Consider the following 16,132-nt stretch of genomic DNA (forward strand, 5'->3'; position numbering starts at 1 on the left):
CGTGCGCAAGCATTTTTTCATCCTTCTGGGAACCCGTCCGGAAGCAATCAAGCTCTTTCCGGTCATCAACCGGCTCAAGGCCGAGAAGCGTAAGGACATCTCCGTAACGATATGTGCGACCGCACAGCATCGGCAGCTGCTTGATCAAGTCCTCAAGTTGGCCAATGTGGTTCCGGATTTTGATCTCAACGTCATGACGACAAATCAGACGCTGGATCATCTGACCGCCCGGCTGCTCGGACAAGTCGGCGAACTCCTCGAAAAAGTGAAGCCCACCAGGGTCATTGTCCAGGGCGACACCGCGACTGCTATGACGGGTGCACTGGCATCCTACTATCACCGTATACCGGTCTCGCATATCGAGGCCGGACTGCGCAGCGGCGACATCTTCGCTCCATGGCCGGAGGAGGTGAACCGCAAGATCGTCGGCTCGATCGCCGATCAACATTTTGCCCCGACAGAGCGCGCCGCCCGAGCGTTGCGTTCTGAGAACGTCGCCGACGATCGCATTCACGTCACCGGAAACACGGTGGTGGACGCTCTCATCCTCGCGAAAGCGATGGTCGAATCCGATCCGGGACTGGCGTGCCGCTGGGACGGCATCAAGCAGCGTCACGGCAATCGGCGCATCATCCTGGTGACCTGCCACCGCAGGGAAAATTTCGGTGGCGGCGTGACCAACATCGTGAACGCGTTGGAGACCATCCTGCAGCGGGAGGACGTCGCCGTGGTGCTGCCCGTGCACCCGAATCCGAATGTCCGAGACCTGTTTGCGTCTCGGTTGTCGGATCACCCGCGGGTTGTCCTCATTTCTCCTCAGGAATACACGGATTTCGTGAGCCTGCTCTCGATGTCATATCTGGTTCTGACAGATTCAGGCGGCGTCCAGGAGGAGGCCCCCACCTTCGGGAAGCCGGTCCTGGTGATGCGCGAAACAACCGAGCGTCCCGAGGGCGTGGAAGCGGGAACGGCGCGCCTGGTCGGCGCCAATTACGACAGGATCGTTGCAGAGACATTTCGCCTCCTTGACGATGACGAGACCTATGCTGCCATGGCGCGTTCGCACAATCCGTTTGGTGACGGGCACGCGAGCGAGCGGATCGTGAAGGTGCTTCTCGATGCCTGAATTCCAGAAGATAAATGTCGTTGGGCTTGGTTATATCGGGCTGCCGACCGCGGCTTTGATCGCGAGCCGTGGACTGCAGGTGGTTGGCATCGATACAAACGAACGCATTGTCGACACCGTTGCGTCTGGCAAAATTCACATCGCCGAGCCCGATCTGGACGGTCTCGTCTCCAAGGTCGTGTCAAGCGGTGCGCTCACGACGTCCAGAAAGCCGCAGCCGGCCGACGTGTTCATCATCGCGGTGCCGACCCCGATCGACCACGAGCACCGTCCAGACTTGGCGAGCGTCAACGCCGCAGTCGAAAACATCATAGATCTTCTCGCGCCAGGTAATCTTGTCATTCTTGAATCGACGTCGCCGATCGGGACAACCGAAGCCATCGCAAAGCGGATCGTTGAACGCAGGCCAGAGCTGCACATAGGCGTCAACGGCAGGGACGACGGGGCGATCTACGTCGCATACTGTCCAGAACGCGTGTTGCCGGGAAGGATCCTGACCGAGCTCATCAACAATGACAGGTGCATTGGCGGGATCACGCCAACCTGCACGCGGCGTGCTCAACGTTTCTACAAGATGTTCGTTCGCGGCGCTTGCGTCGGCACCACGGCGCGCGCGGCCGAGTTGGTCAAGCTGACTGAAAACGCCTTCCGCGACACCAACATAGCATTTGCCAACGAACTCTCGTTGATTTGCGACCGGTTCGACATCAACGTCTGGGAGGTGATTGATATCGCCAACCGTCATCCTCGCGTAAACGTACTGCGGCCGGGCCCTGGTGTGGGCGGGCACTGCATTGCGGTCGATCCCTGGTTCATCATTGACTCTGCGCCCGATCTCGCGCGTGTGATGCGGACAAGCCGCGACGTGAACAACGCCAAGACACGGAAGATCATCGAGCACGCAGAGGCGCTGATCGACGATCATCCCTACGCGAACGTTGCCTGTTGCGGATTGACGTTCAAGGCGAATGTCGACGACGTGCGTGAAAGCCCGGCTTTGGAGATTGCTATGCATCTCGCGGCCAAATACGGCGAACGGATCAAGGTTGTCGAACCGAATCTGCGCCGTCTGCCGTCTCAGTTGGCCGATTATCGCGTCGCATTCGTGACCATCGACGAAGCCCTGCGCAGCTGCGAAATTGCGGTCCTGCTCGTTGATCACGATGAATTCAAAATGGTGCCATTGGCCGAGCGCCGGCACCTCGACGTCATCGATACGCGAGGCATTTGGCAGGATATGCCCGCGCGCACCTAACCAACAAAATCGAAGTTTCCCGAATGGATCGAGGTCAGTATGCGAGATAGTCAGCTGGGAATCGGGGTCGTCGGCTACGGCTATTGGGGCCCCAATCTCGTTCGCAATTTCTCGATCAATCCCGCCGCCCGCGTTGTCGGCGTCAGCGACCTTGATCCAGGTAGGCTGGCCGCCATCAGGCAGCTGTACCCAGGGGTAGCGACCACCGCTCGATATGACGATCTGCTGAAGGACTCCTTGATCGACGCAATCGCCATCGCTACGCCGGTGCACACGCATTACGAGCTGGCAATGGCGGCGTTGAGAGCTGGCAAGCACGTGTTGGTCGAGAAACCACTTGCGCCGAGCGCGGAGCTGGTGTCCCGCTTAATCGACGAGGCGGACCGGCGCGGATTGACGCTGATGGTCGATCATACCTTTCTCTATACTCCGGCGGTCCAGAAGATTCGTGAGCTCCTGCTGAAGAGAGAGCTCGGGGACATCTACTACTACGATAGCATACGCTCGAGCCTCGGACTGTTTCAAAGAGATGTAAACGTGATCTGGGATCTGGCGGTACACGACATCTCGATCATCCATCATATCCTCGATCAAGAGCCGGTTGCGGTCTCGGCGACGGGCTCGTGCCATGTTGTCGGTTCGCCGGAGAACATGGCCCATATCACTTTGTTCTTTGCCAACGCATGCGTGGCTCACGTCAGCGTCAACTGGCTCTCGCCTGTCAAGGTGCGGCAGACGTTCATTGGAGGCAGCAAGAAGATGATCGTCTACGACGATCTCGAGCCGACCGAGAAGGTTAAGGTCTACGACAAGGGAATTACACTCGATAGGCCTCCCGAGAGTGCACATCAGTTCCGGATCGGATATCGCGCTGGTGACATGTGGGCTCCGCATATCTCGCCCAAGGAGGCGCTGCAAACGGAGGTCGAGCATTTTGTCGACTGCGTCCGCACGGGGACGAAGCCGATTTCCAGTGGCATGTCGGGGCTGCGGGTGATCGAGGTGCTCGAAGCAGCTTCTCGTTCGATCGCCAAACAGGGCAGGCCAATCCCGATCAGGCAGTTGCCGCGTATACTACCGGAGGAGACCCGGGCCACGGCTTGATTGGCGCCTTGGCCGTGGCTGTTGGCCAGCCGAGCCCCGCGACGGAGTCTCGATGAATTCAGTGCATCGTTCGGTTCTATTTTCTGGGGTGGACCGCTATGCCGCCCTTGTGCTGTTCGTTGTCTCGACCGCGGTGCTCTCGCGTCTGCTGACGCCGAGCGAGTTCGGGGTCTTTGCGGTTGTCAACGCGCTTACCGCTATTGTCGCAGCCGCATTTCAGGAATTTGGAGGGGCGAACTACCTGATTCAGAAGCATGAGTTGTCGCGCGGAACCATTCGCACGGCGTTCACTGTGATCTTGGGGGTCTCGCTGGCAGTTGCCCTGATCCTGTTAGCCTCGGCCGACGTCGTATCGCAACTCTTTGGGCAGGACAGCCTGAGGCGAGGTATCCAGGTTTCTACGCTTAACCTTCTCCTTCTGCCGGTCTCCGGAACTTTGATCGCCTTGTTTCGCCGTGACATGCAGTTTGGGACGCTCGCGATCTGCAATCTTGCAAGCAACATGACGGTTGCGCTGGTTTCGATCGGACTGGCGGTATTGAACTTCAGCTATATGGCTCCGATCTGGGGTGGTGTGGCGGGGAGCATCGTTCTCACGGCTACGCTGCTGGGCTCCTATCAGGATTTCGGCGTGTTGCGCCCTTCGCTATCGGAATACCGCGACGTCCTCAGATTCGGTCTCTATTCCAGCGGCGTCAGTGCCATCAATATCTTCTACAACCTCGCCCCCCAGCTCTTTCTCGCAAAGATTCTCGATTTTTCTGCTGTAGGTCTCTATAGCCGGGCCACCAGCCTTACCCAGGTTTTTGACAGGCTCGTCACGCAGGTGCTGAACCCGGTCATCATGCCGGCGATCGTGACGAGGCGTGCAACCGGGGCAGATCTAAAGGGCGTATATCTGGACGCGGTCCAACTGCTTTCCGCAGTGCAGTGGCCGTTCCTCACATTCGTAGCGATTATGGCAAAACCGATCGTTTTGATCTGGCTTGGTCAGGCTTGGCTGGAGGTCGTGCCGTTAGTGCGCATTCTCTGCCTCGCAAATCTGGCATTGTTCGCTGCGTGCCTGACTTATCCTGTGTTCCTGGCGGTTGGTGGCGTGCGTGACGCGCTTGTCTCGTCCTTCATCTCGCTGCCACCGTCGCTCCTTGCGCTCCTGGGCGCGTCCTTCTTTGGCGTGGAGGCAGTCGCGGCGTGCGCGTTGCTAACCTTGCCGTTCCAAGCGGCAGTAGCGATATACTATCTCAGTCGGCATCTTGCGCTGCGGCCGCGCGAGTTTGGCCGTGCCGTTCTGAAGAGCGGTGTCGTCACGATGGCGACCGCCTCGGGCGTAGCCGCCTGTGCGGTGTTGATCGAGACAGGAATTCTCAATTTCTTCGTCGGCCTTCTGTCAGCGTTTGTGGTCGCCGCCTTCTGCTGGGGGTGGGGACTGATCGTCACAAGGCACCCTCTGCTGCAGCACCTTCGTCAAGCGGCCGCGGGTCTCGTCGAGATGGCGCCCAGGCTGCGCCCGTCACGCTCAGTACTGTAAGGGTTTTGCCGGACTGTAGAGACAGGGAAACTGACATGCCAATAAAGGATACCCAGCTTGGTCGCGATGTCCGCATCCTGCATCCGGACCTGGTCAATCTGTATGGTTGCACCGTTGGTGACGAAAGCAGGATCGGAACTTTCGTCGAGATCCAGGCGGGGGCGGAGATCGGTGCGCGTTGCAAGATATCGTCGCACAGCTTCGTCTGCGAGGGCGTCACGATCGAGGACGAAGTGTTCATCGGTCATGGCGTGATGTTCACAAACGACAAATACCCGAAGGCAACAACCGCGGACGGTCGTCTTCAGCAGGCGTCGGACTGGACGCTTCAGCGCACTCACGTCGGCAAGGGGGCGTCCATCGGTTCGAACGCCACCATCCTCTGCGGTGTGACGATCGGAAAGGGAGCCTGCATAGGCGCGGGTGCAGTCGTGACGAAAGACGTTCCGGACGGCGCCATCGTCGCGGGAGTGCCCGCTCGGGTTCTGTCCGCAGCTGAGGAGACGGTCCTGGGTGCCCTCGGCTCATTCGAGGCGCAGCGGAAAGAGCGTCGTTAATATTCATCCCGTGCGAATTTAATGCTTGATTTAATATGATGATTATATTTAAATGTGGATATAATTTCAATCCAATCCAAGGTCTTGAATCTTGATACCCTTCCTGGATCTGAAAGCCCAATATAGCCAGATTAAGCCCGAAATCGACGCGGCTGTGGCGAGGGTCATCGGGAGCGGGCACTTTGTGCTCGGGCCTGAGGTGACGGCCTTCGAAGGACGCTTTGCGGAATATTGCCGGACTGCCCATTGCCGCGCGGTGAACAGCGGAACTTCGGCGCTTCACCTTGCCTTGCTGGCGGCGGGCGTAAGGCCCGGTGACGAAGTCATCACGGTCTCGATGACCTTCGTCGCGACGACCGCGGCCATTCTCTACAGCGGCGCCAGGCCGGTGTTCGTCGACGTCGACCCTGTGACGTGGACAATGGATCCCGGCTTGGTCGAAGCTGCGATAACGCCGCGAACCAAGGCTATCCTGCCGGTTCATCTCCACGGGTTGATGGCCGACATGGATCCCATCATGGAGATCGCGCGTCGTCACGGCCTGGTCGTCATCGAAGACGCCGCGCAGGCGCACGGCGCGGAGTATCGCGGACGTCGCGCAGGCTCGATCGGCGATCTGGGATGCTTCAGCTTTTATCCCGGCAAGAACCTTGGAGCGTTTGGCGAGGGTGGGGCGGTCGTCACTGACCGGCCTGAATTTGCACGCCGCGTGTCCCTGTTGCGGGATTGGGGGCAGGAGGCGAAGTACGACCACGTCATTGCCGGATACAACTATCGCATGGACGAAATCCAGAGCGCGGTACTGAATGTCAAGCTGGACTATATTGAGCATTGGACCGATGCACGTCGGTCGCTGGCTGAGCGATACAATGCACTGCTTTCTGGTCTTCCATTCGCGCGTCCCCAGCCGCCCCAGTACGCCCGCCACGTGTATCACGTCTATGCGGTCAGATTGGAGCGCCGCGACGACGCGCTGAAGCTATTGCGTGATGCCGGAATTGGCGCCGGGATTCACTATCCCGTCCCGGTGCATCTGCAGAGGGCGTATGCAGAACTCGGCTATCGCGCCGGTGATCTCCCCGTCACTGAGATGCTCGCGAACGACTTCCTTTCTCTTCCCATCTATCCCGAGTTGCTGCCGGAACAGGCGGCCGAGGTTGTCGGAATATTGAGGAGTGCGACGGCGCTGCAGCCTAGCGTAGCCATCAGCACCCGGTCGGAGCATCCACAAAGCTTCATGACATGGTCCCACAACAGGAGAGCGTCTTGATTGATCTCAAGGGTAAACGCGTTCTGGTCACCGGCGGGGCCGGATTCATCGGCTCCCACATCGTTGATCTGCTCTGCGACGAGGGCTGCATCGAGATTGTTGCCCTCGACAACATGATCAGAGGCCGGCCGGAAAATCTCCGGCGCGCGCTCGGGCGTGGGCCGGTGAGACTGGTTCATGGCGACATTCGCGATCGCAAGCTGATGGAAGCGTTGGTCAAGGCGGCCGATATCGTCTTCCACCAGGCCGCGCTCCGCATTACTCATTGTGCGGCCGAACCGCGTCTGGCCAAGGAGGTCATGGTGGATGCCACCTACGACCTGCTGGAACTGTGTATCAAGCACGATATTGAGAAGATCATCGCGGCCTCTTCGGCATCGGTATATGGCATGGCCGAGGAGTTTCCGACGACAGAGCGGCAGAATGCCTACAATAACCGAACTCTCTATGGGGCCGCCAAGGCGTTTAACGAAGGGCTACTGCGGGCTTTCAACGATGCATGCGGCCTCGACTATGTGGCATTCCGGTATTTCAACGTCTATGGCAGCCGGATGGACATCCACGGACGGTATACCGAGGTCTTGATCCGCTGGATGGAGCGGCTGGAAGCTGGATTGCCTCCCGTTATCTTTGGAGACGGCCGTCAGACCATGGATTTCGTTCACGTCCGCGACGTCGCGCGTGCCAACATCCTTGCCGCCAGGGCAAAGATTACCGATGAGGTCTTTAACGTCGGGAGCGGCACTGAAACAAGCCTGACCGAGCTGGCTACGGTGCTCGCGTCGGTGATGGGACACCGCGGCCTCACGCCCGAATTCGCGCCGGAGCGCTCGGTCAATCCAGTACCGCGACGTCTGGCCTCGACGGGCAAGGCAGAGCGCTTGCTGGGCTTCCGCACCACGGTTTCGCTGGAGCAGGGGCTCTCCGATCTCGTGAAATGGTGGCGATCCGAGCGCGAGCTCGCTTCGGATCATCATCGGCAGGCGGCGGCATCGTGATTCCGATCGCTGCGCCGCTACTTGCGGAGGAAGAGGCTGACGCTGCGCGCGCGGCCGTGCTGTCGGGCTGGGTGTCGCAAGGTCCGCAAGTGGCCGCGTTCGAGCGCGAGTTCGCTGCGCTTGTCGGCGCTCCGCACGCCTGTGCCGTCGCGAACTGCACGACGGCCCTGCAACTCGCCTTGGCGGCATTGGACATCGGCGCCGGCGACGAGGTGATCACGGTAAGCCACTCCTTCATCGCGACCGCAAACGTCATCCGACACCAGGGCGCCACCCCGGTTTTCGTCGATATTGATCCCGAAACGTACAATTTGGATTGCACTCGGCTGGTCGAAGCCATCACCGAGCACACGCGAGCGATCATTGCAGTTCATCAAATGGGCATGCCCTGTGACATGGCCGCGCTTCTGCCGATAGCGCGCCGCCACGGCATCGCCGTGATCGAAGACGCGGCCTGCGCCGCCGGATCGCAGATCCGGATGAACGGGGAATGGGAGCCGATCGGAAAGCCGCATGGAGACATTGCTTGTTTCTCCTTTCACCCGCGAAAAGTGATCACCACGGGTGAGGGGGGGATGCTCACCACCGCGAATGCCGAGCTTGACCGCAAGTTCAGGCTGCTGCGCCAGCACGGCATGAGCGTTCCGGACACGGTGCGGCACAATTCGTCGTCCGTGATCTTCGAGGAGTACGTCGTTCTGGGTTACAACTACCGAATGACGGATATGCAGGCCGCAATTGGCCGCAAACAGCTCGAGCGGCTTCCGGAGCTGGTAGCACGCCGGCGGGCCGTTGCCGCCAAATATGCCGAACAGCTTGGCAATCTGGAAGGACTGCGGTTGCCAACCGAGCCGACGTGGGCCAGATCCAACTGGCAGAGCTATTGCGTGCGTCTTCCAGATCGGCTCGACCAGCGCATCGTTATGCAACACCTCCTCGATGATGGCATCGCGACCCGGCGAGGCATCATGTGCGCCCACCGTGAGGCGCCATATTCGGATGTCACGCAGGGTCAGGATCTGCGTCAATCCGAGCTCGCCCAGGATCGGGCCATTTTGCTGCCCATCTACGCACAGATGAACGCAGAAGATACCTCGAGGGTGAGTGCTGCGTTGCGGGCAGAGTTGGAGCGATGACTTCGGGGATCGCCGAGCGAAAGTCATTGCGACTTCTGGTCGTGATCGCGAGCTATGGGACTGCAAACAATGCCTACCTGGATCGGGTGATCCAGGAGTACCGGTCCATGTCGTTCGATGTGGACATCGTCATCATATCAAACATTGATAAAAGGCCCGCTGCAGACGTCGAATGCATCGTTGGCCTCCCCAACAAGAATCCGTGGTCGCTCCCCTTCGCGCACAAGGAGCAATTTGTAGCGCGAGCTGATCAATACGACATCTTCATATATTCCGAAGACGACATCTTGATAACTGAAAAGAACATCAGAGCGTTCCTTGACGTGACTTCAGTGCTGCATGAAGACGAGGTTGCCGGGTTGATGCTCGTCGAGAAAGCTTCAAGCGGCGAACTGAATTATCCGCAGGCCCATGGCTCCTTTCATTGGGATTGCACGTCGGTAAAGATCAGGGGGGATTACTGCCTCGCCCAATTTACCAACGAGCATGCCGCTAGCTATATACTCACTCAGCAGCAGCTTGCGAGAGCGATCGCGTCCGGCGGATTCCTGGTCGGACCGCACGAAGGCAAGTACGACCTGCCTTGCACCGCTGCAACTGATCCATACACCCAGTGTGGTTTCAAGAAGCTGATACCGATTTCCAACATCGATGATTTCTCGGCCCACCATTTGCCGAACAAATATATTAACCGGCTCGGAGTCGATCGCCAGCAATTGGACGCTCAACTCTCGGTCCTGATGCAGATTGCGCGTGAGGGCAGCAATGCGGTCCCGCTATTCAGCGCCGAGACCCGGCTTTGGCATGGCATGTATTCAAAGGATTATTACGAGCCGGCCAGGGATGAAGTGTTGTCCGGTGTTCCGGAAGGCGCGGTGGTATTATCGATCGGATCATGCTCGGCTGCAAACGAGCGTCGACTCCTGGAACGAGGACACCGTGTGGTAGCTGTCCCCCTCGACCCCGTGGTGGGCAGTGGCTTGGCCCAGTTCGGGGCTGAGGTCGTGTTGGGCGACGTCACGACGGCACCCGCGAAAATCGCAGCGGAACATTTCGACCGGTTGCTCTACGTTGATGTTCTGCAATTCGTCCGTGATCCGGCCTATCTGCTCAGGCTATTTTCCGGTCTCTTGGCTCCGGACGGCAAAGTGATCATCTGCGCGCCCAATCGCCCCAGCCTTCGTTACGCCTGGGAATGCGCGAAATCCGGCAAAGTCCTTCGGCCGTGGGGGACGTTCGAGGCTGTAGGGATTCACGATACGACAATCGGTAGAATTCAAAGGTGGTGCGCGGAGGCCGGTCTGGTGATCGAAAAGATCGAAAGATGCGGTCCAAAAAGAACTGGTCCAATGTTGCAGCTCCTGTCGCCTATACTTGCGACAGACCTGATTGTAACCGCCAAGAGACACGAAGCGTGGAAGCCTTTCTTTCGTGGCGGGCACGAGATGGAAAGAATGGAGGTTTCCAGAAGGAGCGTCGCTCAATGAGTTTGGAGACCGCCAAAAGAATCGAAATGGGTGACATGCAGGGACACAGGGGTCCTGCGCAAGTCTCGGCTGCGAAGGACTACTATAGCCGCTCTCGCCGCGAGATACGGTCGTTGCTGCCCAGCCGCGCCTCCCGCATACTCGAAGTGGGACCTGGCGCAGGCTTCACGCTTCTGTGGCTTAAGTCGATCTACCCTGATGCCACGACGTTCGGGGTCGAACTCAATCAAGCGCTCGAGGCCGACCTGCGAGAGCATGCCGATGTCGCGATCATCGGAGACATCGACGAGTTGATATCCCGAGTAGGCAGCAAGTTTGACCTAATTCTGTTGCTTGATGTGCTTGAGCATGTCCCGGACCCAACTCGCACGCTTCAGGCGATCACCAGAAAGCTCCTCATGGACGGTGGTCGCGTGATTGTTTCTGTTCCGAATATCGCGCATCTGAGCGTGACCGTTCCGCTGCTTTTCCAACGTCGATTTGCCTACACGGATTCTGGAATTCTTGACCGCACCCATCTGAGGTTCTTTGTCGAAGACACCGCCGTTAAGCTTTTCAACGACTCAAATCTGGTGGTCAAGGATGGTCTGATCACGGGCCTTGAAGGTCCAAAGTCCATGATGTTGGACCGATTGACCCTCGGACTCCTGACCCACCACTTGGCAAAGCAATACATCATGGCGGGTGAGCTGACTGGTGGGCCTGTCGCACAGCCAAGAATAGATTGGAAGAAGAGCCGGCTGATCAGCTAGAAACACGATAGGTAAGAGGTGGACTGCCTTGCTTCCCGAAGGTGCGCAGTACGCTCGGGACCATCGGCTATGGGCGACCATAATCGGCGAACTGACTTTCGGTCGCAGATCGTGAAATCGCCGAAAGAAGGACTTCCGCGTGGCGTCTGGAACATATGACGGGATCGAAGATGCTTTGTGAATCCGCGGATAGTTGTTCGCGTACTGCCGACCAATGATCTCGACGTGCGAGCACTGACTTCATGGCAGAGACGAGTTCTTCCTTATTCTTCTGTGGCCGAAATCGCATAAGACAGGAGCGATGCCAATTCGCCCTTTCGGGATCGCCGACGGGGTTCGCCACAACGAATCCGCGGCTGCCGTCCATACCGATTTGCTCACGCGCGCCTCCGACATCACTCACGATTGCGGGCAGCCCCGCGCTCAAGGCTTCCATAGAGGCCAGAGACCATCCCTCGAAAAATGAGTTTAGAACAAAGCAGTCGGCGGCGGCTAGCAGGATCGAAGGAGTCGGAAACGACTGCCGGAGGTGAATGCGGTCCTTGCAAGGCATCGTGTCGCGAAGAGTGCGCACTTGACGCGTGTACACTGCATCATCCAGGCGGCCGGCGATCAGCAGATGTGCCTTGCGATCATTCTCGGCGACTTCGGCAAAGGCCCGGACCAGGCCGTAGGCATTCTTCTGAACCGTATGACGACCGAGCGAGAGAAAGAGAAACTCGTCGTTAAGGCCTAGCCAAGCTCGGGCTTTCGAGCGGTTCACCGCCGGGCGGTGTGTCTGGTTGAACGCGTTCGGGATGGTGATGACCGCGGAATCGGGATAGGACGGATTGCCTGAAAGGTACTGGCGCCTCACGAGCTCGCTTACCGCAACAAAGCGGACAATGAACTTCGATCTCCGGCGTTCTTCCCTCCAATTCGTGCTTATGGGCGTTGGAATGCCATGGAGCGTTTCCACGACCGGAATGCGGGCAGCGCTGGCTGCCCGCAAGAGCCAACCGGGCGGATCGTGCGCGCTGATGACGTCAGGGCGGTTCGTCTCGAACCATAGACAGGCGTCGTTTGGCGAGGCGGCAACCGCTTCGGTTCCCTCTCTCTGCAAAGTTGTGAACAGTTCTCCGGCAGGCGCCGCCGATTGATGTGCGCACATAACCGTCACGCGAAATCCGAAGTGAGGGAGGCGTCTTGCAAGAAAAGCGACAAATTCATCAAGCCCGCCGGCGTCGAGCACGGGAGTGACGATCAGGCAGTGCACACTCCCTGGCGGTACAAGCAAGTCGTCCCGCTTCCACACGCCGCCGGTCGGAATCGAGGCGGGCGCAACCGGTGGATTCGGTGCCACGCTCGTATCGTGTGGCACGAGGGGTCTGGACCAGTCGTCAACAATACCGTCACTTGCGGAAGCCAGCTGGGTGCTGATCAAAAGCTTTTTTGCGATACGTCTCACGCCTCGCGGCACCCGCCAGGAGTTTCGTTGGGCCCAAAGTGTCACGCGTCCGCGCAAAGAGATGTCGTTTTGACTGAGGCCCATGGGTTCGAATGCCGTTGTCTTGTGCCGTCGGGGAATGGCAGTACGTCAATTAAAAAGAATAATATATTGCCTAAATACAAATATCCAATTAAATGAGGGTGTTTTTATTTTGGCTGCCACTTTGGGTGTGCGCGATCGTATGTCGGTTCGTGACCTGATGAACAGCCGACCTAACATCGTGCGCAACCGAGTTTCTCTTGCAGGGCTCTGAGACCAACCAAGCCGCTTCCCCGGAGACCTTCATGAGTTCCGTCGATGCGATCATTCCTTGTTATCAGTATGGGCATTTCCTCAGGGAGTGCGCTGAAAGCATATTGAAGCAGTGCGGGCCCGAGTTGCGCTTGCTGATCATTGATGATGCGTCCACGGATAGTACAGGTCAAATAGCGCAAGAACTGGCCCGTTCAGATCCTCGGGTCGAGTTTCGCAGGCATGCCACTAATCGCGGCCATATTGCTACCTTCAATGAGGGGATCGACTGGGCCGCTGCCGACTATATGATTTTGCTCTCCGCGGACGATTACTTAATGCCCGGCGCGATTGAGAGGTCAGTGAGGCTGATGGATGACAATCCGTCGGTCGGCCTCACGTTTGGCGGGGCGATCGCACTCCAAGAGGGGCGGGAGGAGATGCTGGCACCGCCGGCGGAACTTGGGCCCGGAACAAGGATACTGTCTGGCCACGATTTCATCAGAATTAGCGGCGCCAGGAATATAGTGTTGGCGCCGAGCGTGGTGGTGCGAACGAGCCTGCAGAAGAAAGTGGGGGGATACTTACCCGATTTGACGCACAGCGGTGATATGGAAATGTGGCTCCGGTTCGCAGCGCATGGTCCCGTCGGGTACATCGATGCCACCCAGGCTGTGTATCGGCGACATTCAACTAACATGTCGGGCGGATATTCCGCCGAGCAAGACTTCCATCAACGCAAATTGGCGTTTGAGCGGTTTCTGGATCGCTGTGCCGCAGTGCTTCCCGACGCCGATGAGCTCAGGTTCTGGCTGATGCGCCATTTAGCGCTCGACGCGATCAGTTGTGCGAGCCGTGCCTTCAATGAGGGAGACGTTGGGTTATCGGAACGGCTCTCGGCGCTTGCGTCGAAGCTGGACCCGGAGGTTACGCGATCGCGTCGTTGGTGGCTTCTCGCCTGCAAACGGCGATTGGGATCGCGGGGATGGCAGTTGCTGCGGCCGGCTATCGAGCGGTTAAGGACGCCGTGATCGCCTCCGAGCTTCTGGGATTGCGTCAAGATCGGCATTCAACGCCGATCGCAAACGGCTCACGGTGCTGCCGCGGGAACATTCTGGCGCGTTTTCCGGGTTCAAGCCTGGTACATCGAGAACTCGCGCAGCGACGCCCTGATGCCGATGCAAACTCCCCAGAATATCCAGAGATAGTTCCAGTAATGAACCGTTAGCCCGGTGAACATGAGCATCACCACCGCGATGGTGAAGGCGATGCGCAGAGTTGGCGCGCTGGGATCCTCCATGACGCCGTTGAAGCGGCGTTTTACCGGCAGGACGCTCGCTATATTTGTCAGGGCAAGAAGGAAAATCATCGGAAGTCCGAACCGGAGCGCGAATACCAGCCACACAGAATCGATGGTGGTATCGAGAATGTCGTGATTGAGGCGGTCGAACGCGTATCCGGTGAGAGGAGACTCCATGATCTTTTGGGTGGCCGCGTCCCAGATCAACATTCGAAAGTATCCCGACACTGGATCGAAGGTCAGGTGCGAGATGATCCAGCCAAGCGGGTGATTGGCGACGGCCATTATCACGACAACGATGGTAGCGAGACACATCTGGAGCGCGGACCAACGCCCGGAATATTCCTTCAGTGCCGCATTATAGAGGTAGAGCATCAGGACAATGAGACACGACAAAAGGGGCGCGGAGGACAACGACAAGAGGCAGCCGAAAACACAAAGTCCCGCCCAGAGCAGTTTTGACAACGGGCGTTGCTCCGAAAACAGAAAGATGCCGCAAGCAACGGTGCAGTAGGTGCCCAGCAGAATTGGGTGGTCAAACGTCGAGGCAGCTCTTACCCAGTACAGCCTGAAGTCGGGCGAGAGTGGCGCTTGGCCGCCGAAAGCGGCAGAAAACGCTTCTTGAACAATGAGCCGGCCCGAAAGGTTATCGAAGAGCGCCAGCAGGACGACGTAAGCAGTCACGATCCTGAATGGTTGGATGAAGCTATAAATCGCCGCCGGGCCAAAGAAGAAGCCGCGCGCCACAAGGTAGCCCCCAAGAAACTCGAGGCTCTCGGCGCCCGTCGACGAGAGCGCACTCGGGCCGCTCGTGTAGTAGGCTGCCGCGAACATCCATGTTGCCACGCCGAATGCAAGATAGTCCGAGGCGAGCATGTGACGACCGGCCCTGACTAGCCTTGCCACCGCAGGTACTATGAGGAGCAGGATTCCGATCCGCCCAATCGTCAATTTCGCATCGGCGAGGTATAGCTGGACTTGCGCCGCCGGCAGAACGAGTCCGATCAACAGCAGCCAAGCCGGCAGCGTACTGGATCGCTCGTGAACTCTCGGAGAGGCTGTTCTCGTCAGCCCGAACTCGCCGCCCGTAACCGTGACGCTCATGAGAGGGTCGCCTTGCCCGGCGATGCGGTTTCGATCTGAGCGCGGCGTCTGTGATCGTCAGTCAAATACCACGTGAAGGTGACTGAACGCGGCGCCAGCCCCTTCACGAAGCGTCGATCCTGAAAGACGTAAGGCCGATAGCCGATGTCGGAGACGAAGTTAGAAATCTCGTCCGATGCAAATGCGCACATCAGTGCTGGTTTGTATCGGCCTAGCGTGTGTACTGATCCTCGCAGGATGTCCAACTCAGCCCCCTGAGCGTGCACCTTGATCAGGGAGGGTGCCATCGCAAAGGAATCGAGGGTGCGACATTCGATTCTGTGTTCGCCCACGGTCAACTTGGACTGATCGAAGCGGTACATGCGGCCGGAATCGCTCAGCCATTCGGTCGCGGCCTCGCGGGAGGTGGCCGCCATACCATCGCACGCCCACCAACCGTATGATGGAACGAAGAATGTAATGGTGCCCGGCCTGGCCCCCAGCGCGTAAGGCAATACCGAGATGGACCGATCTTCGGAGAATCGAGTCTTGAGCCGCTTGGCCGAGAGGGGTTCCGGCTCGAAAGCGACGATGCTCGATTGCGGTCTAAACCTCTTGAAGGCCTGAATGCTTTGTCCGCGGTTCGCCCCGATATCGATAATCAGACCGTCTGCTCTGGCGGTCCACGTGACACCCCTATACTCGGGTTTCGGGAGGTATGAGGCCGCCGCGTCCTTGAAGGCAAATCGCGCCGCCGCCACGCCGGGGATGTTTGCATATGCAAAACGGGCAAAAGGCTTCAGATTCATCAGGATA

14 protein-coding genes are annotated in these 16,132 nt (G+C 58.5%); 11 read left to right on the forward strand and 3 right to left on the reverse strand.

Features of this window, described 5'->3' with window-relative positions:
• The first annotated feature begins 1 nt into the window (after position 1).
• From wecB to DCG74_RS19805, 10 genes are all read left to right on the forward strand, one after another.
• Entirely contained in the window at positions 2 to 1,126 is a 1,125-nt protein-coding gene (gene wecB, locus DCG74_RS19760; protein WP_172784593.1) for a non-hydrolyzing UDP-N-acetylglucosamine 2-epimerase, read from the forward strand.
• Positions 1,119 to 2,381, forward strand: coding sequence for a UDP-N-acetyl-D-mannosamine dehydrogenase (gene wecC, locus DCG74_RS19765; RefSeq protein WP_172784594.1), 1,263 nt, complete (start codon positions 1,119 to 1,121; stop codon positions 2,379 to 2,381). Before wecB ends, wecC begins: the two co-directional genes overlap by 8 nt.
• 39 nt (positions 2,382 to 2,420) lie before the next feature.
• Positions 2,421 to 3,485, forward strand: coding sequence for a Gfo/Idh/MocA family protein (locus DCG74_RS19770; protein ID WP_172784595.1), 1,065 nt, complete (start codon positions 2,421 to 2,423; stop codon positions 3,483 to 3,485).
• A 52-nt stretch (positions 3,486 to 3,537) separates the two neighbouring features.
• On the forward strand, positions 3,538 to 5,013 hold the full coding sequence (locus DCG74_RS19775) for an oligosaccharide flippase family protein (RefSeq protein WP_172784596.1): 1,476 nt from the start codon (positions 3,538 to 3,540) through the stop codon (positions 5,011 to 5,013).
• 35 nt (positions 5,014 to 5,048) lie between these two features.
• On the forward strand, positions 5,049 to 5,570 hold the full coding sequence (locus DCG74_RS19780) for an acyltransferase (protein WP_172784597.1): 522 nt from the start codon (positions 5,049 to 5,051) through the stop codon (positions 5,568 to 5,570).
• Between the two features lie 91 nt (positions 5,571 to 5,661).
• Complete coding sequence (locus tag DCG74_RS19785; protein WP_172784598.1) at positions 5,662 to 6,840, forward strand: DegT/DnrJ/EryC1/StrS aminotransferase family protein; 1,179 nt, start codon at positions 5,662 to 5,664, stop codon at positions 6,838 to 6,840.
• The gene (locus DCG74_RS19790; RefSeq protein WP_172784599.1) at positions 6,813 to 7,838 is read left to right on the forward strand and encodes an NAD-dependent epimerase/dehydratase family protein; all 1,026 of its coding nucleotides are present in this window, start codon (positions 6,813 to 6,815) and stop codon (positions 7,836 to 7,838) included. The genes DCG74_RS19785 and DCG74_RS19790 overlap by 28 nt, the downstream gene beginning before the upstream one ends.
• Complete coding sequence (locus tag DCG74_RS19795; protein ID WP_210268173.1) at positions 7,778 to 8,974, forward strand: DegT/DnrJ/EryC1/StrS aminotransferase family protein; 1,197 nt, start codon at positions 7,778 to 7,780, stop codon at positions 8,972 to 8,974. The genes DCG74_RS19790 and DCG74_RS19795 overlap by 61 nt, the downstream gene beginning before the upstream one ends.
• Positions 8,971 to 10,461: a bifunctional 2-polyprenyl-6-hydroxyphenol methylase/3-demethylubiquinol 3-O-methyltransferase UbiG gene (locus tag DCG74_RS19800; RefSeq protein ID WP_172784601.1), complete on the forward strand. Its 1,491-nt coding sequence runs from the start codon at positions 8,971 to 8,973 to the stop codon at positions 10,459 to 10,461. The genes DCG74_RS19795 and DCG74_RS19800 overlap by 4 nt, the downstream gene beginning before the upstream one ends.
• A complete protein-coding gene (locus tag DCG74_RS19805) occupies positions 10,458 to 11,213 on the forward strand; it encodes a bifunctional 2-polyprenyl-6-hydroxyphenol methylase/3-demethylubiquinol 3-O-methyltransferase UbiG (RefSeq protein ID WP_246708754.1) in 756 nt (251 codons plus the stop codon). Before DCG74_RS19800 ends, DCG74_RS19805 begins: the two co-directional genes overlap by 4 nt.
• Positions 11,214 to 11,280: 67 nt before the next feature.
• Here DCG74_RS19805 and DCG74_RS19810 read toward each other — a convergent pair whose 3' ends face one another.
• Positions 11,281 to 12,660, reverse strand: coding sequence for a glycosyltransferase family 4 protein (locus tag DCG74_RS19810; RefSeq protein ID WP_257187339.1), 1,380 nt, complete (start codon positions 12,658 to 12,660; stop codon positions 11,281 to 11,283).
• A gap of 326 nt (positions 12,661 to 12,986) precedes the next feature.
• Here DCG74_RS19810 and DCG74_RS19815 point away from each other — a divergent pair, with 326 nt between their 5' ends.
• Positions 12,987 to 13,964 (forward strand): glycosyltransferase, encoded by a 978-nt coding sequence (locus DCG74_RS19815; protein ID WP_172784603.1) that lies wholly within the window; start codon positions 12,987 to 12,989, stop codon positions 13,962 to 13,964.
• Positions 13,965 to 14,065: 101 nt separating this feature from the next.
• Here the strand turns inward: DCG74_RS19815 and DCG74_RS19820 are convergent, their stop codons facing one another.
• Both DCG74_RS19820 and DCG74_RS19825 read right to left on the reverse strand, forming a co-directional pair.
• Complete coding sequence (locus DCG74_RS19820; RefSeq protein WP_172784604.1) at positions 14,066 to 15,337, reverse strand: hypothetical protein; 1,272 nt, start codon at positions 15,335 to 15,337, stop codon at positions 14,066 to 14,068.
• Positions 15,334 to 16,125, reverse strand: a complete 792-nt coding sequence (locus DCG74_RS19825) for an FkbM family methyltransferase (RefSeq protein WP_172784605.1) — start codon at positions 16,123 to 16,125, stop codon at positions 15,334 to 15,336. Before DCG74_RS19825 ends, DCG74_RS19820 begins: the two co-directional genes overlap by 4 nt.
• Positions 16,126 to 16,132 lie beyond the last annotated feature (7 nt).

The organism is Bradyrhizobium sp. WBAH42, assembly GCF_024585265.1.
Classification (GTDB): Bacteria; Pseudomonadota; Alphaproteobacteria; order Rhizobiales; family Xanthobacteraceae; genus Bradyrhizobium.